This window comes from Streptomyces lydicus (assembly GCF_000717345.1).
GTDB lineage: Bacteria > Actinomycetota > Actinomycetes > Streptomycetales > Streptomycetaceae > Streptomyces > Streptomyces lydicus.
This window is the reverse complement of the sequence record NZ_JNZA01000007.1, coordinates 173,298-196,050: the sequence shown is the minus strand read 5'-3', so window position 1 is coordinate 196,050 and position 22,753 is coordinate 173,298. Positions and strand designations below refer to the sequence as shown.

The window sequence follows — 22,753 nt, the reverse complement described above, 5'->3', positions numbered from 1 at the left end:
TAGGCGATGGCGGGGCCGGCGATGTCCGGCCCCGGCGCCGCCCTACTGGTCGGAGGAGAAGCGGACCGCGGCGTCCGGGATGCGCGCGTCGCACCAGATCCGGATGCCGTCGCGCAGCTCGTTGTCCGCGCCGATCACCGCGCCGTCGCCGATGACCGCGCCGTCCAGGACCGTACGGGCCCCGATGCGCGCCCCGGCGCCGATCAGCGAGTCACGGATGTGGGCGCCCTCCTCGACGACCGCTCCTTCGAGGACGGCGCTGCCGTCGATGCGGGCGCCGGCGCCGATGACCGTGCGCGGGCCGACGACGGTGCCGCCGGTCAGCTTGGCGTCCACGGCGACCTCGGCGGTCTCCATGACCAGACGGTCGCCGCGGCGGCCGGGCACCGCCGGGGACGGGGCGCGGCCGAGGACGAGGTCGGCGGAGCCGCGGACGAACGCCTGCGGGGTGCCGAGGTCGAGCCAGTAGGTGGAGTCGACCATGCCCTGGAGGTGGGCGCCGTCGGCGAGCAGCCCGGGGAAGGTCTCGCGCTCGACGGAGACCGGGCGGCCGGCCGGGATGGCGTCGATGACCGACCGGTTGAAGACGTAGGCGCCGGCGTTGATCTGGTCGGTGACGATCTCCTCGGGGGTCTGCGGCTTCTCCAGGAAGGCGGTGACCCGGCCGGTGTCGTCGGTGGGCACCAGGCCGAAGGCGCGGGGGTCCTCGACCCGGGTGAGGTGCAGGGAGACGTCGGCGCCGGAGGTGCGGTGGGTGTCGACGAGGGCGCCGATGTCCAGGCCGGTGAGGATGTCGCCGTTGAAGATCAGCACCGGGTCGCCGGGGGCGGAGTGCAGCCGCTCGGCGACGTTGCGGATGGCGCCGCCGGTGCCCAGCGGCTCCCGCTCGGTGACGTACTCCAGGTGCAGTCCGAGGGCCGATCCGTCGCCGAAGTACGGCTCGAAGACCTCGGCGAGGTAGGAGGTGGCCAGGACGATGTGCTCGACACCGGCGGCCCGGGCGCGGGCGAGCTGGTGGGTGAGGAACGGCACACCTGCCGCGGGGACCATGGGCTTGGGCGTGCGCGCCGTCAGCGGGCGCAGCCGGGTGCCCTTGCCGCCGACCAGAAGGATCGCTTCAGTCACCTTGTCTTCTCTGCTTCCTGCTGGGGTCGGCCGATCGGCGGACCAGTGTAGGCAGACGGTTTTCCGGTCGCCCTGGGTGGGACGTGGAACACAACGGAGACGCAATTCGTCGTGATCGTTAAGACGCGCGCACCGCAGGAACGGTTCATTGGTGACTGCAACATGCACCACAGCAGACCCGCGCAAACCACCGAGTCCCGCTCTGACCGGCCAAAAACGGGTCAGCGGCCCTGGAGTTGAGCGGCCGCGAGACGGGTGGTGGCGAGCTTGTTGTAGAGGTGGACACCGGGGCAGTCGGTGAGGAAGCCGTCCCGGTGGCCGGAGATGGTGTGCATCCGGACCTTGGCGCCCTTGGGGTAGCGGTTGCCGCCGCGGGACAGCAGCTGGACGGTGGCGCGCGGGTCGACGCTGTGCAGGCCGAGCTTCCAGGCCGTCAGGTGGGAGATCGCGTCGAGGGCGGGCTTGGGCGGCTCGGCGCCGGTGAAGGTGCCGAGGACGGCGATCCCGGTGCTGTCGTTGTTGAAGCCGAGGGTGTGGGCGCCCATGACGGGCTTGGCGACGCCGCCGGCGCGGCCCTCGTAGACCGTTCCGCACTTGTCGACGAGGAAGTTGTAGCCGATGTCCCGCCAGTGGTTGCTCTTGACGTGGAAGCGGTACATCGCGCGGATCAGTGAAGGGGCCTGTGCGCAGCTGTAGTTGTTGCCCGATCCGCTGTGGTGGACGAAGGCGGCGCGCACGGTCTTGGTGTAGATGAACTTCTTCTCGCGCAGCGACTCGTCGGCGCCCCAGCCGGCCCGGGTGACGATCCGCGGGCGCGGGCCGACGGCGGTCCGCGCGGGGGGCGTCAGGCCGGCGGCGGCGATGTCGGCCTGGGAGGCGGCGCGGTCGAGCGCCGGGATCTCGGTGGCGCCGAGCGGGGCGAGGCCCGCGTTGGCGGCGGAGGCGGCCGCCGCGGCCGGGCCGAGCGGGGCCGGGGGGCCGGCCCGGTCGCCGCGGTCGGCGGGCGGCCGGCTGCCGGGGTCGACGAGTTCCAGCCGCAGCCCGGCCGGGACGGCGACCGGGGCACGGCGGCGGGTCTCGGGGGTGATGCGCAGCTGGACGGCGTCGGAGTCGCCGACCCACAGCGGCGCGGTGGAGCCCCGTACCTCGCTGTCGTGCCGTTCGGCGGCGCCGAGGTCGGGGGCGTCGTCGTTGTGGGTCTGCACGTCCTGCCAGCCGGACCAGCGGCCGCTGCCGGTGGCGCGGGTACGGACCTTGACGCGGCCGTGCAGTGCGGCGTCGGCGTCGTCCCAGACGACTCCCAGCAGCGAGAACGGCCGCACGCCGCGGGCCGGCAGGCCGAGCGTGCGGGGGGCGCCGAGGGTCTCGCGGTGGGTGGTGTCCGGGGCGGGTGCGCCGAGGGCCGCCACCGGCAGGGACTGGGTGCTGCCCGGCAGGTCCCCGGCGCGTGCCGCGGCCGGCGCCGGGGCCGGCGGGCGGCCGGCGGCGCTGGCACCGGCGTCCGGCGCGAAGGGCAGGGCGAGGGCGGCGGTGCACGCCGCGCCGAGGCAGCTCGCGAGGAAGGGGCGCATGGACAGCATCGTGGACACGGCCGGCGGCAACCCGCCAACGGTGGCCTGACGGGGCATCGGCCGATCCGGTGTCCGGGCCTGCCGCGCCCGACCGACCGTCAGCAGCCGCCCTGCGTACCCTGGCCGCCATGAACGCCACCGAACGTACCCCCGCCGACCTGCTGAGTTCCGCGCTCGCCGCGGATCCGGCCCGCCCGCTGGTGACCTTCTACGACGATGCCACCGGCGAGCGCGTGGAACTGTCCGTCGCGACCTTCGCCAATTGGGTGGCCAAGACCGCCAACTACCTCCAGGGCGATCTGGCCGCCGCGCCGGGCGACCGGCTGGCGCTGCTGCTGCCCGCCCACTGGCAGACCGCGGTGTGGCTGCTGGCCTGCTCCGCGGTGGGTGTGGTCGCGGAGGTGGGCGGCGACCCGGCCGGGGCGGACCTCGTGGTCGCCGGGCCTGACGGGCTGGACGCGGCGCGGGCGTGCTCCGGGGAGCGGGTGGCGCTGGCGCTGCGCCCGCTCGGCGGGCGCTTCCCGCAGCCGCCCGCGGGCTTCGCGGACTACGCCGTGGAGGTGCCGGGCCAGGGCGACCGCTTCGCGCCGTTCGCGCCGGTGGACCCCGGTGAGGTGGCGCTGGTCGTCGGCGGCGAGGAGCTGACCGGCGCCGGCATCACGGCCCGGGCGCTGGCCGACGGGGACGCGGCGGGGATGCCGGGGGCGCCGCGGGTGCTGTCGGCGCTGCCGTACGACAGCTGGCAGGGCCTGTCGTACGGGCTGTACGCGCCGCTGGCGGCCGGCGGCTCGGTGGTGCTCTGCCGGCACCACGACCGGCTGGGCGCCGGGGCCGCGGCGGACCGGGAGGCCAGCGAGAAGATCACGTTCCGGGCGCCGCCGGCGGTGTCCTGACGGGCGCTCCCCCGTCCGGCGCAGCAAAGGCGTCCGTGACGGGCCCCTTCGCCCATTTAGGTCCATGATCGTGAGTTACGTACAACCCTGCGCGGGTTTCGCCGGTCTCTTCTTCCGTCCGGCCCCGCGTGCGGGCGCGAGGCCGACTCCGTGAGGGATGGACGCACAGGTGACCGAGACCCCCGAGCCCCCCAGGTTCACCGGCTGGGCCGAGCGCCCGGCCAGGGGGCCGGGGCCGGTGCGCCGGCACTGGCGGCGCTGGGTCGCGCTCGGGGCCACCGGGGCGCTGCTGGCCGGGGCGGGCACCGGCTGGGCGCTCTACACCAAGCTCAACAGCAACATCCACACCGACAGCGCCACCGAGCGGGAGCTGCGCAAGTGGGAGTCCGAGCGGCCCCCGGCGGGCCCGCCCAACGCCCAGAACCTGCTGCTGATCGGCTCCGACAGCCGCAACGGCGGCAACCGCAAGTACGGCAGCAGCCGCGGCCAGCGCTCGGACACCACGATGCTGCTGCACCTGGCGGCGGACCGGAAGAGCGCCACCGCGGTCAGCATCCCGCGCGACCTGATGGTGCAGGTGCCGCACTGCAAGCGCTCCGACGGGGCGGAGACCACGTCGCAGACGGCCCAGTTCAACTGGGCGTTCGCGTTCGGCGGGGCGGCCTGCTCGATCCGCACAGTCGAGAAGATGACCAACATCCGCATCGACCACTACATGATCATCGATTTCGTCGGGTTCACGAAGATGGTCGACGCGGTGGACGGGGTGGAGGTCTGCCTGCCGCAGGCGGTGCGCGACGACGAGGCGCATCTGCGGCTGCCCGCGGGCCGGCAGACGCTGTACGGGGAGGCCGCGCTCGGATACGTCAGGGCCCGGAAGAGCCTGGGCAACGGCAGCGACACGCAGCGCATGGAGAGGCAACAGCGATTTCTTGGTGCTCTGGTGAAGAAAGTGCAGAGTAATGGTGTCCTGCTCAATCCGACCCGGCTGTATCCGGTGCTGGACGCCGCAACGAGTTCACTGACCACGGATGCCGCGCTGGCTTCTCTGCGGGGCCTGTACGAATTGGTGCGCAGCACCCGCAGCATTCCCACCGACCGGGTCCAGTTCCTGACCGTGCCGCGCCGGGAGTACCGCTTCGACACCAACCGCGACGAGCTGGTGCAGCCGGACGCCGAGCGGCTCTTCGGGCAGTTGCGCAGGGATCTTCCGGTGGCGGTGGACCCGGCGCGGGAGAGCGGGGAGAATCCGGTCCGTTCAGGGGCCGGTTCCCCGGACGGCAAGCCGGAAGGATCTCCCTCGCCGCCGGCGAGTTCGGGTCCGACCTTTCCCGGGACGACGGCGGAACACGGGGTCTGCGAATAAAGATGCCGCAAAGTACGCTCGGCGACTCGAATGGATTGGGCGGATTGCCCAGTTGTAGGGAAGTGGAATTTGTCACGCGCGTCGCGGGGCGCTGAACTGGGCGGATAGTGTGAGCGATCCGGTCCGCACGTACTGCTGACCGATGACCATGCACGCATGACCAGCACCGCACGATCGACCTACCGAGCGCCTTGAGGGGATGGCGCCGCGTGGCACCGACGGAGGACTCAAGGCACCGTGGACGCGCAAGGCCGTGGGCAGGCGGGCGACGACAACGTCGACCCGGCCGATCAGTGGGTGTTCGATCCGAACACCGGCAACTACGAGCTGCGACTTGACCCTGCCGGTCAAGCTCCCGCTCGGCCCTCCGACCGCAGGGCGCCCGGCTCAAGACGCGCCGCGCGCAAGCCGGGTGGCGAGGTCGCTGACACCGACACCCGTCCGCTGCCGGCCCAGGGCGGCCGGCGCGGTGGGCGGGGCGCGGACGAGGCGGAGGAGCGGCCCCCGGGCGGCCGGGCCGCCCGCCGGTCCGGCAGTCGTTCGGCCGCGGCCTCGGCCCCGGTCGCGGGCCCGGCGAGCCGCCGCAAGCGCAAACCGAAGCCGTCCGGCAGGAAGAAGGCGCTGTACTGGACGGCCGGCGTGGTGGGCTTCGTCCTCGTCGCGGGCTGCGGCGGCGCGTTCTACCTGTACCAACAGCTGAACGGCAACATCAACAAGGTCGACGTCGGCGTGGAGAACGACGCCGTCTCGGACGGCCCGGTGAACGTCCTGATCATCGGCACCGACGCCCGCTCCGGCAAGGGCAATTCGGGCTACGGCGACGCCGGCAGCGTCGGGCACGCGGACACCACGCTGCTGATGCACATCTCCAAGGACCGGTCGAACGCCACCGCGCTGAGCATCCCGCGCGACATGATCACCGACATCCCCGACTGCCCGACCAAGCAGAAGGACGGGTCGAGGAAGACCATCCCCGGTGAGCACGGGGTGCGCTTCAACACCAGCCTGGGCCAGGAGGGCCGGGACCCCGGCTGCACCTGGCGGACCGTCGAGAAGCTGACCGGCCTGAAGATCGACCACTTCATGATGGCCGACTTCAACGCGGTCAAGGAACTGTCCACCGCGGTGGACGGCGTCGAGGTGTGCGCCGCCAAGGACCTCAACGACCCCAAGTCGCACCTGCGGCTGAAGGCCGGCCGGCACACCGTCAAGGGCGAGCAGGCGCTGGCGTTCGTCCGTACCCGGCACGCCATCGGATTCGGCAGCGACCTGGACCGGATCAAGATGCAGCAGCAGTTCCTCAGCTCGCTGATCCGCAAGCTGAAGTCCGACGCCTTCAGCAGTCCGAGCAAGCTCTACGCCGTGAGCCAGGCGGCGACCAAGGCGCTCACCGTCGACACCGGCATCGGGAGCGCGTCGAAGCTGCTGGACTTCGGCCAGGACCTCAAGCGGGTCAACATCGACAAGATCACCTTCGCCACGGTGCCGGTGCTGGACAACCCCAACGACAAGGCCACCGTCATCCTGGACAAGGGGAAGGCCGACCCGCTGTTCGCGATGGTGCGGGCCGACCACGCCCTGGCCAAGGGCAAGAAGGGCAAGGGCAAGAAGGCCCCGGTCAGCAAGGCCCCGCCCGGGCTCGTCCGGGTCGACGTGACCAACGGCGGCGGCCCGATCGGCTCGGCGCAGGAGACCGTGGACTGGCTGCAGAACTCCAAGGGCGCCCGGCTGTCCACCAACGCCGGCAACGCGCCGGCCAAGCTGTCCGCCACCCGTCTCGAGTACGCCCCGAACCAGGCCGACCAGGCCGCCACCCTGGCCGACTGGATGGGTCTGTCCAAGAGCGCGCTGAAGAAGTCCTCGCAGAACGCCGGGGACCGGGTGCCGATGAAGCTGATCCTCGGCAAGGACTTCACGGCACCGGGCACACCGATCGCGGCGCCGACCGAGCTTCCGGACAACGTCCAGAACGTCAACGCGGACGACAAGAACGTCTGCGCGAAGTAACGAGCGGACCCCGGCTGCCCTGCACGGCGGCCGGGGCGCACCACCGGACTGATCCAACGGGGAGAAGGCCCAATGCGGCAGAGCAGTGTGCGTGGTGACAGATCACGGCGGCGCCGGCGCCAACCGGACGCGCAGGAACTGGGCTGGGACGACAGCCTCTACGAGGACCAGGGGCTGCCGCCGGACGCGCCCGGCTGGACGCCGCCCGAGGGCAGCGCCGTGCCGGCCGGCGACGGTGCCGGGAACGGTGACGGGCCCGACGGCGGAGGCCACCGCAAAGGGGGCCGCCCGCGCAAGGGCAAGGGCCGCAAGGTGCTGCGCTGGACCGCGCTGACGGTCGCCGTCGTCATAGTGGGCGCGGCCGGCGCCGGCTACTGGTACTACGAGCACCTCAACGCGAACCTCCGTAAGGCACCCCGGTCCCTGGGCGGCGGTGGCCTGAAGAAGCCGGACCCCAACGCGTTCGGGCAGAGCCCGCTGAACATCCTGCTGCTGGGCTCCGACGGCCGGAACAGCAAGAAGAACATCGAGCTCGGCGGCGCCCGTCAGGACGCGGACCGCAAGCCGCTGGCCGACGTCCAGATGCTGGTGCACGTCTCCGCCGACCGCAGCAACATGTCGGTGATCTCCATCCCGCGGGACACCCGGGTGATGATCCCCAAGTGCACCGACCCGAAGAACGGCGCGGTCTATCCGCAGACCACCGGGGCCATCAACCAGTCGCTCCAGCACGGCGGCCCGGGCTGCACCCTCGCCACCTGGCAGGAGTTGACCGGCGTCTACATCGACCACTTCATGATGGTCGACTTCTCCGGCGTGGTGGACATGGCCGACGCCATCGGCGGCGTCCCGGTCTGCGTCGACAACAACGTCTACTCGCACGACAGCAAGGGCCACGGCAGCGGTCTGCGGCTCACCAAGGGCACCCACCCGGTCAAGGGGGTGCAGGCCCTGCAGTGGCTGCGGACGCGCTACGGCTTCGAGGACAACACCGACATCGGCCGGGCCAAGGCCCAGCACATGTACATGAACTCGATGGTCCGCCAGCTGAAGAAGGGCACCAAGCTCACCAACCCCGGCCAGCTGCGGGACCTGGCGGAGGCCGCGACCAACGCACTCACCGTCGACAACGGGCTCGACACCGTCAAGAAGCTTTACGACCTGGGCGGTGACCTCAGCCGGGTACCGACCAAGCGGATCACGATGGTGACCATGCCGTGGGTCTACGGTCCCGGTGAGGCGTACGTCCTGCCCAAGCCCGGCGACGCGGACGCGACCTTCGCGCTGCTGCGCAACGACACCGCGCTCGACGGCAAGGACCGGAAGAAGAAGCCGGCGGCCGACCCCAAGGCGTCAACTCCCAAGGGCCAGCTGGAGGTTGTCGTGCAGAACGGCACCAACAGCACGGTCAGCGGCCCGGCTTCCGGGCGCGCCAAGGTCGTCCAGCAGCAGCTGGCGAACCTCGGCTACGGCGCGGCGTCCACCACCTCCGTGCTCACCAGTCAGGCCGACACCACCCTGACGTACCACGGCGCGGACCGGCGCGGCGATGCGCTGGCCGTCGCCAAGGCGCTCGGGCTGCCCAAGAGCGCGGTCCGGGAGTCGAGTTCGGCCACCGGGATGCAGCTGGTGGTCGGCAACGACTGGCGCAGCGGTGCCACGTACCCGAAGCAGCAGGACGGCGGGAAGTCCGCGGACAAGGCCCCCGACAGCGCCGACGCCCTCAACGGCGAGGACACCAAGGCGTGCATGAAGGTGAATCCGCAGTACACCTTCTAGCGGGCCGGCGATTTCTGGCGGGCCGGCGATCCGCGCACATACACCCGGCCACCCCCCGAAGGGGGGTGGCCGGCGGGGAAAAAACAGGAGTCCCCTACTCCACGTCCGCCGGCGGTGCCGGCACCGCCGGGCGGCGGCTGGCGATGACCCGCTTGGCGAGCGAACGGGGGCTGGTGAGGAAGCCCAGGCCCCAGGACATGTGCATGGTGGCCAGGGCGACCGGGATCTGGACCCGGGCCTTGACGGAGAGGCCCTTGCCGGCGGGGAGGGAGCCCGCGGTGATGGCCGCGAGGTAGCCGGCGGGGACGACGAAGCCCCAGGGGGTGACGGCCGCGCCCACCACGAGCCCCGCGGCGATCGCGCAGACCGCGGCCGGCGGGGCGAGGTAGCGGAGGTTGATCGAGCCGGCGTGGTAGCGGGCGACCACGTGCCGCCACTTCCCGTAGTCCTTGTACTGCTTGGCCAGCGCCTTGATGCTCGGGCGCGGCCGGTACTGGACCCGCAGTTCGGGCGAGAACCAGACCTGGCCGCCGGCCTCGCGGATGCGGAAGTTCAGCTCCCAGTCCTGGGCGCGGATGAACTCCTCGTTGTAGCCGCCCTGCTGCTCCAGGGCGTCACGGCGGAACACGCCCAGGTAGACGGTGTCCGCCGGGCCGGCCTCGCCGCCGGTGTGGAAGGCCGCGTTACCCACGCCGATCTTGGCGGTCATCGCGGCGGCGACCGCGTCCTCCCAGGCGTTCTCGCCCTCGGCGTGCATGATGCCGCCGACGTTCGCGGCGCCGGTCTCCTCCAGGAGGCGCACCGCGGTGGCGATGTAGTTGGGCGAGAGCATGCCGTGACCGTCGACGCGCACCACGACGGGGTGCCGGGACGCCTTGATCGCGGCGTTCAGCGCGGCGGGGGTGCGGCCCGTGGGGTTGGGCACGGTGTGCACCCGGGGGTCTTCGGCCACCAGCTCGGCGGCGATCTCGTCGGTCCGGTCCGTGGACGGGCCGAGGGCGATCACCACCTCCATTTCGCCGGCGTACTCCTGCTCCAGGATGTGCCGGACCGAATTGCGCAGGTGTCGTTCCTCATTGAGCACCGGCATGATCACGGAGACGGCCGGGGGCTGCTGCTGCGGCATGGTTCCTCGCGGGTACGGCCCGTGGCGGAGCCGCCAGCGACGGCAGCGCCCGCCGGGAGACTGCAGAATCGCGCCTCACGTTACCGCGAATGGGGGACGCCCTCGGACGCAGCCGGGTGGGCGGACGGCCGATGCCCGGCGTGTGGCGCTTTGCAGCAGATCGTATGGGCTTACGGTGTCCGCGCCGGTTTCCTCCCACTCACCCGTTCCCCGACCGCTCCCCCGCCGGGCACCCCTCACGCCCGGCCAGCCGCGGAGGTGTCCCCCGTGACAGCGCCGTTCCGCTCCCCCGACCCGGCCGACCGGCCCGAGACGCACCGCGGTGCGTCGGGCCGGCGGTGGGGGCTGCGGATCGGCGCCGTCGCGTCCGTGCTGCTGCTGGCCGCGAGCGGCGTCGGGCACGCGATGGTCACCGGGGTGGAGAGCGGCATCGGGCGGGTGGACGCCTTCACGGGGATGAGCGACCGGCCCGGGGGCGGTGACGGGCTGAACTTCCTGGTCGTCGGCACGGACGGGCGGGACAAGCTCACCGGCGAGGAGAAGCGCAAGTACCACCTGGGCGGCGCGCCCTGCCACTGCACCGACACCCTGATGCTGGTGCACCTGTCCGCCGACCGGGACCGGGCCAGCGTCGTCAGCCTGCCGCGGGACTCCTACGCCGAGGTGCCCGCGCACACCGACGCGGCGACCGGGCGGCTGCGCCCGCAGCACGCGATCAAGCTGAACGCGGCGTACGCGGAGGGCGGCCCCAACCTGACCGTGCGGACCGTCGAGCACATGACGGGGGTGCACATCGACCACTATCTGGAGGTCGACTTCACCAGCTTCATGCGCAGCGTGGACGCGGTCGGCGGGGTGGAGGTCTGCACCGTACGACCGCTGCGCGACAGCTATACGGGGCTGCGTCTGCCGGTCGGGAAGTCGCAGCTCAACGGGGGGCAGGCGCTCCAGTACGTGCGCTCGCGGCACATCGACGGCTCCGCGGACCTCGGCCGGATGCAGCGCCAGCAGCGCTTCCTGGCGGCCCTCATTCACAAGATCACCTCCTCCGGAGTGCTGATGAACCCGATCCGCTTCAAGGACGTGGCCGACACGATGCTGCAGTCCGTCCGCGCCGACTCGGGCTTCGCAGCCAACGACCTGGTCGACCTGGGGCAGGCGATGCGCGGGTTCACCCCGTCGTCCTCCGAGTTCACCTCGGTGCCGCTGGGGAATCTGGCCCAGCCGGTGCCGGGCGTCGGCTCGACGGTGCGGTGGGATCCGGTGGCGGCGCCCCGGCTGTTCCGGGCGATCCGCGAGGACCGGCCGATCGCGGTGCACCACGACCGCAAGCCGCGGGCCGCGGTCGTGGACGTGCCGCCGGGCCAGATCCAGGTGCAGGTCGACAACGGCACCGACCGGGCGGGGCTGGGGGCCGCGGTGGCCGAGCAGCTCGGCGCCACCGGGTTCGCCACCGTCGGCACCCCCGGGAACTCCACGCTCGGCAAGGTCGGCCGCACGGTCATCGCCTACGACCCGCGCTGGGACCGCTCGGCCCGGTCGCTGGCCGCGGCGCTGCCGGGGGCCGAGCTGCGGCCGGTGCCCGGGCAGGGGCCGGCGATGCGGGTGACGGTCGGCCGGAACCACACCACCGTCAAGCGGGTGCGGGCCGAGGAGCCGGACCCCAAGCCCGGCGCGATCTCGGCGATCACCGGCGACGAGGCCGTGTGCCCATGAGCGGCCGGAGCGGGCCCGTCGTCGGAAGGTGCCGGCCTCGCGCGTGCGGGGCCGGGCGGGGCGGGGGTGCGGCATGAGTGTGCCGGCGCCCCGCCGCACCCTGACCGGGCCGCCCGCCCGCCGGCCGGACGCACGCCGCCGCGCGCGCCGGGCGGTGGTGGGCGTCGCGGCGCTGTGCCTGGTGGCGGCCACCGCCGCGGCGGCCCCGCCGGCGCCCGACGCGCCGACCGGCTGCGGGGACCTGGTGCGCGGCCAGCTGTGCCTGAGCGGTCCGGTGGGGTCCGACGGGACCTACACCGCGGCCTACCGGCGGCACACCGCGGCCCGGCGCGGCGCGGCTCCCGCCGGGGCGCTCGCGGGGGACGACGGGCGGGACGGCGCCGACGAGATCACCGTGCGGCTCGGCTACCAGCGCAAGAACCCCCGGATCACCGCGTTCCCCGGCTGGTTCGGCACCCGCCGGACGCAGGGCGGCGCGGTGGTGCTGAGCGGCCGGGTGGAGATGCTCGCGGACGAGTGCATCCGCGGCGTCATGGAGCACGGGGAGGCGTTCTACGTCACCAAGTGGAGTTGCAGCTGACGTCGTCCGGACTGCCGGACCTTTCGGAAAGGCGCGCCTCGTGTGGCAGGTCGTGCTCGGCATCACCCCCACCACCGTGACGCTCTTCCTGGTCGCGGCGCTGGGTCTGGCGGTGGGCTTCGCCCTGTGGGCCGCCCTCGCCCCGGCCAGCGGCGCACCGCGCGCCACCGCCCGGGTCCTGCTGGCCGGCTGGCTGCTGCTGCTCCTGGTGGCGACGCTCGCGCCGACCCAGCCGATCGGCTCGGGGGACGCGACGGTGTGGTGGCGGCCCGGTGAGGGGCTGCTCGACCTGGGGGCCCAGCTGGAGCCCGCGGAGCTGGCGATGCTGGTGCGGCGGCAGGCGGCCAACGCCGCGCTGTTCGTGCCGGCGCCGCTGCTGCTGCGGTTCGCGGCGCCGCGGGTGCCGGCCGCCGCGGCGTTCCTGCTCGGGGTGGGGCTGTGCCTGATGATCGAGACGGCGCAGCTGCTGATGCGGGCCGGGCGGATCGCCGATGTCGACGACGTGCTGTGCGCGGCGGCCGGCACGGTGCTCGGCGCCGGCCTCGGGCTGCTCGGTCAGCTGGCGGTGACCGTCATGCGTCGTCGAGTCCTTCCGCGGCGCGCCGTTCGCGCAGCTCCATGATCGCGCGGCGCCGGGCGAGGCGGTGCGTACGGCGGATCTGCGCCTCCTGGTAGCGGCGCTTGTCCCGCTCGGTCTCGGGGACCACCGGCGGCACCCGGCGCGGCTTGCCGTGCTCGTCGACGGCGGCGAAGACGAGGTAGGCGGAGCCGACCTGCTGGGCGGGGCTGGACTCGTTCCACCGCTCGGCCAGGACCCGTACGCCGACCTCCATCGAGGAGCGGCCGGTCCAGTTGACCTGGGCGCGGACATGGACGAGGTCCCCGATCCGGACCGGCTCCAGGAAGGCCATCTCGTCCATGGAGGCGGTCACGGCCGGGCCGCCGGAGTGGCGTCCGGCCACCGCGCCCGCGGCATCGTCGACCAGTTTCATGATCACGCCGCCGTGCACCGACCCGAGGAGGTTCGTGTCGCCGGCCGTCATGATGTGGCTGAGCGTGATGCGGGACACGGAGGTGGGCTTGCCCACGAGCTCACCGTCGGGGTCGCTGGTGACGAGTTCGGTCATGCAGCCAGCGTAAGCGGGGACCGGAGGGCACCCGCGCCCGCCGTACGTGACACAGGTCTCGCCGCCCGGCCGGAAACCATCCGGAATGGATGCTTCCATTCAGCACCGTCGTAAAGGTCACATCCGCTTCAGATATGCGCTGGTAGGCCGCCGTAGCTTTGCATCAGCTCTGCAACAGCCCCGCCCCGATCCGGCACCCGCTCTATGGGAGCACCCCCGGAGCCGTGCACACTTCCCCGTATGAATGAGTGGCCCAACGGGTGGTCCGGCGACCAGAGCGGCAACCGGTACGGACGCGGCAGCAGCAGCGCCGATCCGGAGGGTGCGCGTGCGATGCCGCAGGTGCGGCGCGACGCGGCCCCCGGCTATCCGCGGCACGAGCCCCCGCTCCCGCCGTCGATGTCCCCGCGCAGGGGCGCCGGTGTGCCGCCGCAGCAGTCCCAGGGCTACGACGACGCGTACGACGGTTACAACACCGGCCAGGTCTACGGCGGCGGTGGCCGCGGTGGCGGAGGCGGCCACGACGACGGCTACGGCGGCCGGCCGCGCCCCCGCTGGGGCCGGCGCATCAAGTGGACCGTGATCACGCTGGTCGCGGTGCTGCTGGTCGGCTCGGTCGCCACGTACTTCTGGGCCGACGGCAAGCTGCGCCGCCAGGTCGACCTGAGCAAGGTCATCGACCGGCCGGAGACGGGCGACGGCACGAACTACCTGATCGTCGGCTCGGACAGCCGTGAGGGCATGACCGCCGCGGACAAGAAGAAGCTGCACACCGGCTCCGCGGAGGGCAAGCGGACCGACTCGATGATGATCCTGCACGACGGCAGCAACGGCCCGACGCTGATCTCGCTGCCGCGTGACTCGGACGTCGAGATACCGTCCTTCGTCGGCTCGGACTCCGGCAAGAAGTACCCGGGCACCGGCCGGCACACCAAGCTGAACGCGGCCTACGCCGAGGACGGCCCCGAGCTGCTGGTGCGTACCGTCGAGTCCAACACCCACCTGCACATCGACCACTACGTCGAGATCGGTTTCGCCGGCTTCGCGAACATCGTCGACGCCATCGGCGGTGTGGAGCTGAACATCCCCAAGGCGTTCAAGGACAAGTGGTCGGGCGCCGACTTCCCGGCGGGCAAGCAGACCCTCAACGGCCAGCAGGCACTCGCCTTCGTCCGTACCCGGCACGCCTTCGCGGGCAGTGACCTGGACCGCACGAAGAACCAGCAGAAGTTCCTGTCCGCGCTGGCGAGCCAGACGGCCACCCCCGCCACCGTGCTCAACCCCTTCAAGCTCTACCCGACGATGGGCGCCGGCCTGGACACCCTCATCGTCGACAAGGACATGAGCCTGTGGGACCTGGGCCAAATGTTCTTCGCGATGAAGGGCGTCACCAGCGGCGACGGCAAGTCGATGAACATGCCGGTCTCCGGCTCCACCGGCGGCAACCTGGTCTGGGACAAGGCCAAGCTGCAGCAGCTGGTGCAGCAGCTGAACAACGACGAGAAGGTCACGGTCAGCGGCAACTGACCGCCGGCCGCACGGCAAAGGGCCCCGGGTCGCGACGGCGACCCGGGGCCCTCTTCTCGTGCCGGATGCCAGGACCGTGCTGTCATCAGCTCGCACCACCAATGCGCAGTCCACGCTCCGGCACTGCTGCTGCTCCACTGACCCGGCACACCTTGGGCCGTGGCTACACCCACGCCATTTGTGGCCAGTTTCCATTTCCCTAGAGGTGCGCCTCTCCACGGAGAGGACGCTCCGTCAGTCACCTCGCCGCCAAGGAAAATCCATCAAACCCGAAAGCGCGATCACGCCCGCCGGCACCCAGGGCGGCCGATCGGTCCTTCGGCGGCACCTCTCGGGGCGGCACGCCGCGGTGATTTGTGATTACTAATGCAGATTCGGGATGGAATCGCCGCACTGGCAAATTAATGGGCACCTGCGTGCGTCAGTTGCTAGCGTAATACGCACATCACACGGTCCGAGGACCTGAAGGCCGCATTGTGATGGCATTCGAATTCAGTCAGGAAAATGGGGGCAAGAATGCATATCGGCAAGAAAATACTGGGGGTCGGTATGGCGACCTTGGCACTCACGACACTTCAGTCAGCTACGGCAAGCGCCACCACTGTACAGCCGAGTTGCCACACCACCGGTGCCAACGGAACCATCACGGTCCGGGATTTCCACAACGGGGTGAAGAGTATCAATGTGTCGTTGCAGGTGGACGACATCCTCCCCGACGGAAAAAATGCAGGTATCCGACTCCTCACATCGAACATCAGCACAGTCAAAAAGTGGTCGTGGCACATCAACACCAAGGGCAACGGCACCTGGCAGAAATGGAAGACCCACGCGACTGACAGCAGCGGGATCGGCAAGATCGGTGTCGAGGTGGGAAGGTTCGAAGGAAACTACATTCGAAACTCCTGCGTCCGTTGGATCTGACATGACTGCATGAGGCTGTGCCACTGGTGGCGGCCTGACGCCCATCAGTGACATGCGTTTCTTGAAAAAGAGGGAGGCCCCTGCGACGCAGGGGCCTCTTACGTCCGCGATCGCCCCAAACCCGACCCGTGCGGACCGGATGGAGCCCACAGGCCGCCAAAGATGAGCGCTGACCTGTGAAATCCCTGCTACGGCAGGTTGCGCGCCATCACGATGCGCTGGACCTGGTTGGTGCCCTCGTAGATCTGGGTGATCTTGGCGTCCCGCATCATCCGCTCCAACGGGTAGTCGCGGGTGTAGCCGTAGCCGCCGAGCAGCTGGACGGCGTCGGTGGTGATCTCCATGGCCGCGTCGGAGGCGTAGCACTTGGCCGCGGCGCCGAAGAACGTCAGGTCCTCGCCCTTGCCGCCGGCCGAGATCCGCTCGGAGCGGGCGGCCGCGGCGTAGGTCAGCTGACGGGCGGCCTCCAGCTTCATCGCCATGTCGGCGAGCATGAACTGGACGCCCTGGAAGTCGCCGATCGGCTTGCCGAACTGCTTGCGCTCCTGGACGTAGCCCTTGGCGTAGTCCAGGGCGCCCTGGGCTATGCCGAGCGCCTGGGCCGCGATGGTGATGCGGGTGTGGTCCAGGGTCTTCATGGCGGTGGCGAAGCCGGTGCCCTCGGCGCCGATCATGCGGTCGGCCGGGATCCGGACGTTGTCGAGGTAGACCTCGCGGGTCGGGGAGCCCTTGATGCCGAGCTTCTTCTCCGGGGCGCCGAAGGAGACGCCCTCGTCGCTCTTCTCTACGACGAACGCCGAGATGCCCTTGGAGCGCTTCTCGGGGTCGGTGACGGCCATCACCGTGTAGTACTCGCTGACGCCGGCGTTGGTGATCCAGCGCTTGACGCCGTTGAGCACCCAGAAGTCGCCGTCGCGGACGGCCTTGGTCTTCATGCCCGCCGCGTCCGAGCCCGCGTCCGGCTCGCTCAGGGCGTACGAGAACATCGCGTCGCCCTTGGCCAGCGGGCCCAGGTACTTCTTCTTCAGCTCCTCGGAGCCGGAGAGGATCACCGGCAGCGAGCCGAGCTTGTTGACCGCCGGGATCAGGGAGGACGAGGCACAGACCCGGGCGACCTCCTCGATGACGATGACCGTGGCCAGCGCGTCGGCGCCGGCGCCGCCGTACGCCTCGGGGACGTGGACGGCGTGCAGGTCGTTCAGGGTCAGCGCGTCGCGCGCCTCCTGCGGGAAGCGACCCTCCTCGTCCACCTCGGCGGCGAACGGCGCGATCTTCGCCTCGGCGAGCGAGCGCACCGACTCGCGGAGCATGTCGTGCTCCTCCGACGTCCGGTACAGATCGAAATCAGCGGTTCCCGCCAACGTTTCTCACTCCCCTGTGAGGTGAATGCCAGTGCTAACTACCGTTAAGTAACCCGTGTCCATCCCGGATTCTAGGTGCCGGACCCCGTCTGCGGATACGTGAGGTTGCCGACAGTTACCCGTGCGCCCCCACCACGGCTGGAGTAGGGCGTTCGACGCGCGACTATGCTCGGTCCGCGCCCTTTCCCGTCAGCTTCTGGAGCGTTCTTCATGGCCCTCAAGATCACCGTGATCGGCACCGGCTACCTCGGTGCCACCCACGCCGCGGCCATGGCCGAGCTGGGCTTCGAGGTGCTGGGGCTCGACGTGGTGCCCGAGAAGATCGAGATGCTGCAGCGCGGCGAGGTCCCGATGTACGAGCCGGGCCTGGCGGAGCTGCTGCGCCGGCACGTCGCCGGGATCGAGGGCTCCACCGGCCGGCTGCGCTTCACCACCTCCTACGAGGAGGTCGGGGCGTTCGGCGATGTGCACTTCGTCTGCGTGAACACCCCGCAGAAGCACGGTGAGTACGCCTGTGACATGTCGTACGTCGACAGCGCCTTCGACGCGCTGGCGCCGCATCTGACCCGGCCCACGCTGGTGGTCGGCAAGTCGACGGTGCCGGTGGGCAGCGCGGCCCGGCTCGCCGAGCGGCTGGCCGCGGCGGCCCCCGCGGGCGCGGACGCCGAGCTGGCCTGGAACCCGGAGTTCCTGCGCGAGGGCTTCGCCGTCGAGGACACCCTGCACCCGGACCGGCTGGTGGCCGGGGTGGCCGGCGTGGGGGCACCTCCCAGCGGTAGCTGGGGGAGGGCCGAGGAGCTGCTGCGCGAGGTGTACGCCACCCCGATCGCCGAGGGCTCCCCGTTCATCGTCATGGACTACCCGACCGCCGAGCTGGTGAAGACCTCCGCCAACTCCTTCCTGGCCACCAAGATCTCCTTCATCAACGCGATGGCCGAGGTGTGCGAGGCCGCCGACGGCGACGTGGTGAAGCTGGCCGAGGCGATCGGGCACGACGAGCGGATCGGCAAGAAGTTCCTCCGCGCCGGCATCGGCTTCGGCGGCGGCTGCCTGCCCAAGGACCTGCGGGCCTTCATGGCGCGCGCCGGTGAGCTGGGCGCCGACCAGGCTCTGACGTTCCTGCGCGAGATCGACTCGATCAACATGCGGCGCCGCGGCCACATGGTCGAGCTGACCCGGGACGCGGTCGGCGGCGGCTTCCTCGGCAAGCGGGTCGCCGTCCTCGGCGCGACCTTCAAGCCGGACTCGGACGACGTCCGCGACTCCCCCGCGCTCAACGTCGCCGGCCAGATCCACCTCCAGGGCGGCCAGGTCACCGTGTACGACCCGAAGGGCATGGAGAACGCCCGGCGGCTCTTCCCGACGCTGGCGTACGCGGACAGCGCGCTGGAGGCGGTGCGCGGCGCCGATGCGGTGCTGCACCTGACCGAGTGGCGCGAGTTCCGCGAGCTGGACCCGGCGGCCCTGGGCGAGGTGGTCGCCGAGCGCCGCATCCTGGACGGCCGCAACGCCCTGGACCCGCAGCTGTGGCGGAAGGCCGGCTGGACGTACCGCGCCCTGGGCCGCCCGCGCGCCTGATCCGAACGACCGCCGCTACGTGTCGGACTCCGCGCGGCGGGCGCGGTAGGTCCGCATCTTCGCCCGGCTGCCGCAGACCGCCATGGTGCACCAGCGGCTGCGGCCGGCCGGGCTCCTGTCGTAGAAGGCCCAGCGGCAGTCGTGCGCCTCGCACGCCTTGAGCCGCTGCCAGGTGCCGTCGGCGACCGCGGTCGCGATGCCGGCGGCGATACGGGCGGTGAGGCGGGCGGTGCCCCGCAGCCCGGCGGCCGGCCGCAGCGCGGCGCCGCCGTCCGGGGCCATCGTCAGCACCAGCGGCGCGGCGGCCAGCAGCCGGTCCAGGGACCGGGCCGCCGGCGCGGGCACGGGGGTGCCCGCGGTGTGCGCCAGACAGACCTCCCGGAGCGCCTCGCGCAGCTCGTGGAGTTCCGCGACGGACGCCGGCTCCGGCTCCTCGGGCGGGAGGCCGGGCGCGTCGTGGTCGCGCAGGAAGACGGCGAGGCCGTCGGGCGCGGCCAGCGCGTCCTCGCCGGTCTCCACATCGAGCGTGTTCACCAGGTCCTGCACCAGCAGCAGGGAATCCGGGGCTTTTCGGGATGCCACCCTTGCAATGTTACCGATTGCTGCCATCATCTAGTAACGAGTGGTTACCGGTTGGAGACATAAGGAGGTAACGCCATGAGCCTGATCACGCTCGGCGTCGTCGCACTGGACTGTCCCGCTCCCCGGGAGCTGGCCGCGTTCTACGCCGCGGCGCTCGACTGGCGGGTGGTGGACGACGGCGACGACGCGGACGACGAGTGGATCGAGGTGGCCGGGCCGAACGGCCGGGCGCTCGCCTTCCAGCGGGTGGACGAGGGCTACCGGCCGCCGCAGTGGCCGGGCCAGGACGTGCCGCAGCAGCTGCACCTGGACTTCGACGTACCGCGGGACCGCATCGACGAGGCCGAGCGCAAGGTCACCGGGCTGGGCGCGAAGCTCGTGCAGCACGACGAAGGGGTGCGCGACTTCCGGGTCTACCTCGACCCGGTCGGGCACCCCTTCTGCCTCTGCTTCAGGTAGCGGCGGGCGCGCCGTCCAGCTGCTCGATCGTGGCGTTGGACGGGCCGCGCCGGCCCTGCTCGGCGCGCGCCACGTCCTCCGCCGCGCGCAGCGTGCGGACCGCGTTCTGCCAGGTCAGCTTGGCCAGATCGGCCTCGGACCACTTGCGGTCCTGCAGTTCGGCGATCAGGTTCGGGTAGCCGGCCACATCGGCCAGGCCGTCCGGGGTGAAGGCGGTGCCGTCGAAGTCCCCGCCGATGCCGAGGTGGTCGACGCCGGCGACCTCGCGCATGTGGTCGAGGTGGTCGGCGACGGTCGCCGCGGTGGCCTTCGGCCGCGGGTTGGCGGCCTCGAAGGCCCGCTGGACGGCCATACCGGCCTCGGTGGTGTCGAGGTGGTGCAGGCCGTGGGCGCGCATGTTCTCGTCCGCCCGCAGCGTCCACTCGACGGCCGCGGGCAGCACGAACTTCGGCACGAAGGTGGCCATCGCGATGCCGCCGTTGGCGGGCAGCTGGGCGAGCACGTCGTCGGGGATGTTGCGGGGGTGGTCGCAGACGGCCCGCGAGGAGGAGTGCGAGAAGATCACCGGCGCGGTGCTGACGCGCAGGGCGTCGTGCATGGTGTCGGCGGAGACGTGCGAGAGGTCGACCAGCATCCCGCAGCGGTTCATCTCACGGACGACCTCTTCACCGAAGGCGCTCAGGCCCTGGTGGCGGGGTTCATCGGTCGCGGAGTCCGCCCAGTCGATGGTGTTGTTGTGGGTGAGGGTCAGGTAGCGCACGCCCAGCCGGTGCAGTGCGCGCAGCGTGGCCAGCGAGTTGTTGATGGAGTGGCCGCCCTCGGCGCCCATGAGGGAGGCGATCCGGCCGTCGGCGCGGGCCGCCTCCATGCCGTCGGCGTTGAGCACCAGGCGCAGCTCGTCCGGGTAGCGGCTGACCAACTGCCGGACCACGTCGATCTGTTCGAGGGTGGCGCTGACCGCCGTGTCGCCCGCGTAGTCGGCGCGGACGTAGACCGACCAGAACTGCGCGCCGACGCCGCCGGCCCGCAGCCGCGGCAGGTCCGTGTGCAGGTGGGCGGACTGGTCGGCGGCGATGTCCCGCCGGTCGAGGTTGTAGCGGACCTGCTCGCGCAGCGCCCAGGGCAGGTCGTTGTGGCCGTCGACGACCGGCCAGCGCGCGAGCAGGTCCCGCGCGGCGCCCCCCGCGGAGCTCACTTGCCGCCGCCGAAACCGAAGCCGCCGGGGCTGGCGACCTTGTTGCGCAGCCGCTTGCCCTTCTCGGTGGCCTGCTCGTTCAGCTCCTGCTGGAAGTCCCGCATCCGGCCGAGGAGTTCGGCGTCGTGCGCGGCGAGCATCCGGGCGGCGAGCAGTCCGGCGTTGCGGGCCCCGCCGACCGAGACGGTGGCGACCGGCACACCGGCCGGCATCTGCACGATGGACAGCAGCGAGTCCATCCCGTCGAGGTACTTGAGCGGGACCGGGACGCCGATGACCGGCAGCGGGGTGACGGACGCGAGCATGCCGGGGAGGTGGGCCGCGCCCCCGGCGCCCGCGATGATCGCCTTCAGGCCGCGGTCGGCGGCGTCCTCGCCGTACGCGATCATCTCGCGCGGCATCCGGTGCGCCGAGACGACGTCGACCTCGTAGGGGATCTCGAACTCGTCGAGGGCCTGGGCGGCGGCCTCCATGACGGGCCAGTCGGAGTCGGAGCCCATGACGATGCCGATCACGGGGTGCGCGTCGGAGCTGTGAGCTCGGGGAAGGTCGGGAGAGGTGCTGGCCGTCATTCGGTGATCGTTCCTCGCAGGTAGCCGGCGGCGTGTGCGGCGCGCTCGCGCACCTCCGCCAGGTCGTCGCCGTAGGTGTTGACGTGCCCGACCTTACGACCGGGCTTCACGTCCTTGCCGTACATATGGATCTTCAGCTGCGGGTCCCGTGCCATGCAATGCAGATACGCGGAGTACATGTCGGGATAGTCGCCGCCGAGGACGTTGGCCATCACCGTCCAGCGGGCGCGCGGGCGCGGGTCGCCGAGCGGGAGGTCGAGCACGGCACGGACGTGGTTGGCGAACTGCGAGGTGATCGCGCCGTCCTGGGTCCAGTGGCCGGAGTTGTGCGGGCGCATGGCGAGTTCGTTGACCAGGATGCGGCCGTCGGCGGTCTCGAAGAGCTCGACGGCGAGGTGGCCGACGACGCCCAGCTCCTGGCCGATCCGTAGCGCCAGCTCCTGGGCGTGGCCGGCCAGCTCGGGGTCGAGGCCGGGCGCCGGCGCGATCACGGTGTCGCAGACCCCGTCGACCTGGATGGACTCCACCACGGGGTAGGCGACGGCCTGGCCGTGCGGGGAGCGGACGATGTTGGCCGCCAGTTCGCGGGCGAAATCGACCTTTTCCTCCGCAAGGACCGGCACCCCGGCGCGGAACGGCTCCTCGGCCTCCTTGGAGGATCGCACGACCCAGACGCCCTTGCCGTCATAGCCGCCGCGGACCGTCTTGAGGACCACCGGGAAGCCGCCCGACCCGTCGCCGTCGCCCGGCCACCGCCCCTCGCCGAGGTGCTGCGCGCCGCCCCCGGCGACCTCGGCCGCGAAGCGGGCCGCGTCCTCGGGATCGGAGACGATGCGGTGACGCGGGCAGGGGACGCCGATCGCGTCCAGCTTCGCCCGCATCACCCCCTTGTCCTGGGCGTGCACCAGCGCATCGGGCCCGGGCCGCACGGGAACGCCGTCCGCCTCCAGGGCCCGCAGGTGCGCGGTGGGCACGTGCTCGTGGTCGAAAGTGATCACGTCGCAGCCGCGCGCGAAGGCGCGCAGCGTGTCCAGGTCGCGGTAGTCGCCGACGACGACTTCGCTGACCACCTGGGCCGCCGAATCCTGCGGAGTGTCACTGAGGAGCTTGAATTTGATGCCGAGGGGGATACCCGCCTCGTGGGTCATACGGGCGAGCTGACCGCCGCCCACCATGCCGACTACCGGGAAAGTCACGCTCCCCAGGGTATCCGCACGGCGCCGCTGCCCCGACCCCGGCTTGGATGATCCTCCGAGGTCGCGCGTTCG

General features: G+C 71.5%; 20 protein-coding genes. 11 read left to right on the top strand and 9 right to left on the bottom strand.

Features of this window, described 5'->3' with window-relative positions:
- Positions 1-42: 42 nt before the first annotated feature.
- Both manB and OO62_RS08345 read right to left on the bottom strand, forming a co-directional pair.
- The gene (gene manB, locus OO62_RS08350) at positions 43-1,125 is read right to left on the bottom strand and encodes a mannose-1-phosphate guanylyltransferase (protein WP_033266611.1); all 1,083 of its coding nucleotides are present in this window, start codon (positions 1,123-1,125) and stop codon (positions 43-45) included.
- Between the two features lie 221 nt (positions 1,126-1,346).
- Positions 1,347-2,696 (bottom strand): peptidoglycan recognition protein family protein, encoded by a 1,350-nt coding sequence (locus tag OO62_RS08345; RefSeq protein ID WP_033266651.1) that lies wholly within the window; start codon positions 2,694-2,696, stop codon positions 1,347-1,349.
- Between the two features lie 128 nt (positions 2,697-2,824).
- On the opposite strand from OO62_RS08345, the gene OO62_RS08340 reads away from it, so the two are divergent.
- From OO62_RS08340 to OO62_RS08325, 4 genes are all read left to right on the top strand, one after another.
- Positions 2,825-3,589 carry a TIGR03089 family protein gene (locus OO62_RS08340; protein ID WP_033266610.1) on the top strand — a complete coding sequence of 255 codons (765 nt, stop codon included), beginning with the start codon at positions 2,825-2,827 and terminating at the stop codon, positions 3,587-3,589.
- A 157-nt stretch (positions 3,590-3,746) separates the two neighbouring features.
- On the top strand, positions 3,747-4,955 hold the full coding sequence (locus tag OO62_RS08335) for an LCP family protein (protein WP_033266609.1): 1,209 nt from the start codon (positions 3,747-3,749) through the stop codon (positions 4,953-4,955).
- Between the two features lie 237 nt (positions 4,956-5,192).
- Positions 5,193-6,962, top strand: a complete 1,770-nt coding sequence (locus tag OO62_RS08330) for an LCP family protein (RefSeq protein ID WP_033266608.1) — start codon at positions 5,193-5,195, stop codon at positions 6,960-6,962.
- A 72-nt stretch (positions 6,963-7,034) separates the two neighbouring features.
- Entirely contained in the window at positions 7,035-8,741 is a 1,707-nt protein-coding gene (locus OO62_RS08325) for an LCP family glycopolymer transferase (RefSeq protein ID WP_033266607.1), read from the top strand.
- Between the two features lie 94 nt (positions 8,742-8,835).
- Here OO62_RS08325 and OO62_RS08320 read toward each other — a convergent pair whose 3' ends face one another.
- Positions 8,836-9,867: a glycosyltransferase family 2 protein gene (locus tag OO62_RS08320; protein ID WP_033266606.1), complete on the bottom strand. Its 1,032-nt coding sequence runs from the start codon at positions 9,865-9,867 to the stop codon at positions 8,836-8,838.
- 267 nt (positions 9,868-10,134) lie between these two features.
- On the opposite strand from OO62_RS08320, the gene OO62_RS08315 reads away from it, so the two are divergent.
- The 3 genes from OO62_RS08315 (at position 10,135) to OO62_RS08305 (ending at position 12,785) form a co-directional block, all read left to right on the top strand.
- The gene (locus tag OO62_RS08315) at positions 10,135-11,583 is read left to right on the top strand and encodes an LCP family protein (protein WP_033266605.1); all 1,449 of its coding nucleotides are present in this window, start codon (positions 10,135-10,137) and stop codon (positions 11,581-11,583) included.
- 73 nt (positions 11,584-11,656) lie between these two features.
- Positions 11,657-12,163: a hypothetical protein gene (locus OO62_RS08310; protein ID WP_033266604.1), complete on the top strand. Its 507-nt coding sequence runs from the start codon at positions 11,657-11,659 to the stop codon at positions 12,161-12,163.
- Between the two features lie 40 nt (positions 12,164-12,203).
- Entirely contained in the window at positions 12,204-12,785 is a 582-nt protein-coding gene (locus OO62_RS08305) for a VanZ family protein (protein WP_033266603.1), read from the top strand.
- Here OO62_RS08305 and OO62_RS08300 read toward each other — a convergent pair.
- Entirely contained in the window at positions 12,736-13,290 is a 555-nt protein-coding gene (locus tag OO62_RS08300) for an acyl-CoA thioesterase (RefSeq protein ID WP_033266602.1), read from the bottom strand. The genes OO62_RS08305 and OO62_RS08300 overlap by 50 nt on opposite strands.
- 240 nt (positions 13,291-13,530) lie before the next feature.
- Here OO62_RS08300 and OO62_RS08295 point away from each other — a divergent pair, with 240 nt between their 5' ends.
- Both OO62_RS08295 and OO62_RS39520 read left to right on the top strand, forming a co-directional pair.
- Positions 13,531-14,817, top strand: a complete 1,287-nt coding sequence (locus OO62_RS08295; RefSeq protein ID WP_033266601.1) for an LCP family protein — start codon at positions 13,531-13,533, stop codon at positions 14,815-14,817.
- Positions 14,818-15,333: 516 nt separating this feature from the next.
- On the top strand, positions 15,334-15,738 hold the full coding sequence (locus OO62_RS39520) for a hypothetical protein (protein ID WP_129322974.1): 405 nt from the start codon (positions 15,334-15,336) through the stop codon (positions 15,736-15,738).
- A 188-nt stretch (positions 15,739-15,926) separates the two neighbouring features.
- Here the strand turns inward: OO62_RS39520 and OO62_RS08285 are convergent, their stop codons facing one another.
- Positions 15,927-17,099, bottom strand: coding sequence for an acyl-CoA dehydrogenase family protein (locus tag OO62_RS08285; protein ID WP_033266599.1), 1,173 nt, complete (start codon positions 17,097-17,099; stop codon positions 15,927-15,929).
- 210 nt (positions 17,100-17,309) lie between these two features.
- On the opposite strand from OO62_RS08285, the gene OO62_RS08280 reads away from it, so the two are divergent.
- On the top strand, positions 17,310-18,677 hold the full coding sequence (locus OO62_RS08280; protein WP_033266598.1) for a UDP-glucose dehydrogenase family protein: 1,368 nt from the start codon (positions 17,310-17,312) through the stop codon (positions 18,675-18,677).
- A gap of 15 nt (positions 18,678-18,692) precedes the next feature.
- Here the strand turns inward: OO62_RS08280 and OO62_RS08275 are convergent, their stop codons facing one another.
- Positions 18,693-19,259 carry a CGNR zinc finger domain-containing protein gene (locus OO62_RS08275; RefSeq protein WP_033266597.1) on the bottom strand — a complete coding sequence of 189 codons (567 nt, stop codon included), beginning with the start codon at positions 19,257-19,259 and terminating at the stop codon, positions 18,693-18,695.
- A 75-nt stretch (positions 19,260-19,334) separates the two neighbouring features.
- Here OO62_RS08275 and OO62_RS08270 point away from each other — a divergent pair, with 75 nt between their 5' ends.
- Positions 19,335-19,718, top strand: coding sequence for a VOC family protein (locus OO62_RS08270; protein ID WP_033266596.1), 384 nt, complete (start codon positions 19,335-19,337; stop codon positions 19,716-19,718).
- On the opposite strand, the gene OO62_RS08265 is transcribed toward OO62_RS08270, so the two are convergent.
- The 3 genes from OO62_RS08265 to OO62_RS08255 are packed head-to-tail and all read right to left on the bottom strand — an operon-like array spanning position 19,711 to position 22,681.
- A complete protein-coding gene (locus OO62_RS08265) occupies positions 19,711-20,913 on the bottom strand; it encodes a dipeptidase (RefSeq protein WP_033266595.1) in 1,203 nt (400 codons plus the stop codon). The genes OO62_RS08270 and OO62_RS08265 overlap by 8 nt on opposite strands.
- Entirely contained in the window at positions 20,910-21,485 is a 576-nt protein-coding gene (gene purE / locus OO62_RS08260; RefSeq protein ID WP_051732884.1) for a 5-(carboxyamino)imidazole ribonucleotide mutase, read from the bottom strand. The genes OO62_RS08265 and purE overlap by 4 nt, the downstream gene beginning before the upstream one ends.
- Positions 21,482-22,681 (bottom strand): 5-(carboxyamino)imidazole ribonucleotide synthase, encoded by a 1,200-nt coding sequence (locus OO62_RS08255; protein ID WP_106974824.1) that lies wholly within the window; start codon positions 22,679-22,681, stop codon positions 21,482-21,484. The genes purE and OO62_RS08255 overlap by 4 nt, the downstream gene beginning before the upstream one ends.
- Positions 22,682-22,753 lie beyond the last annotated feature (72 nt).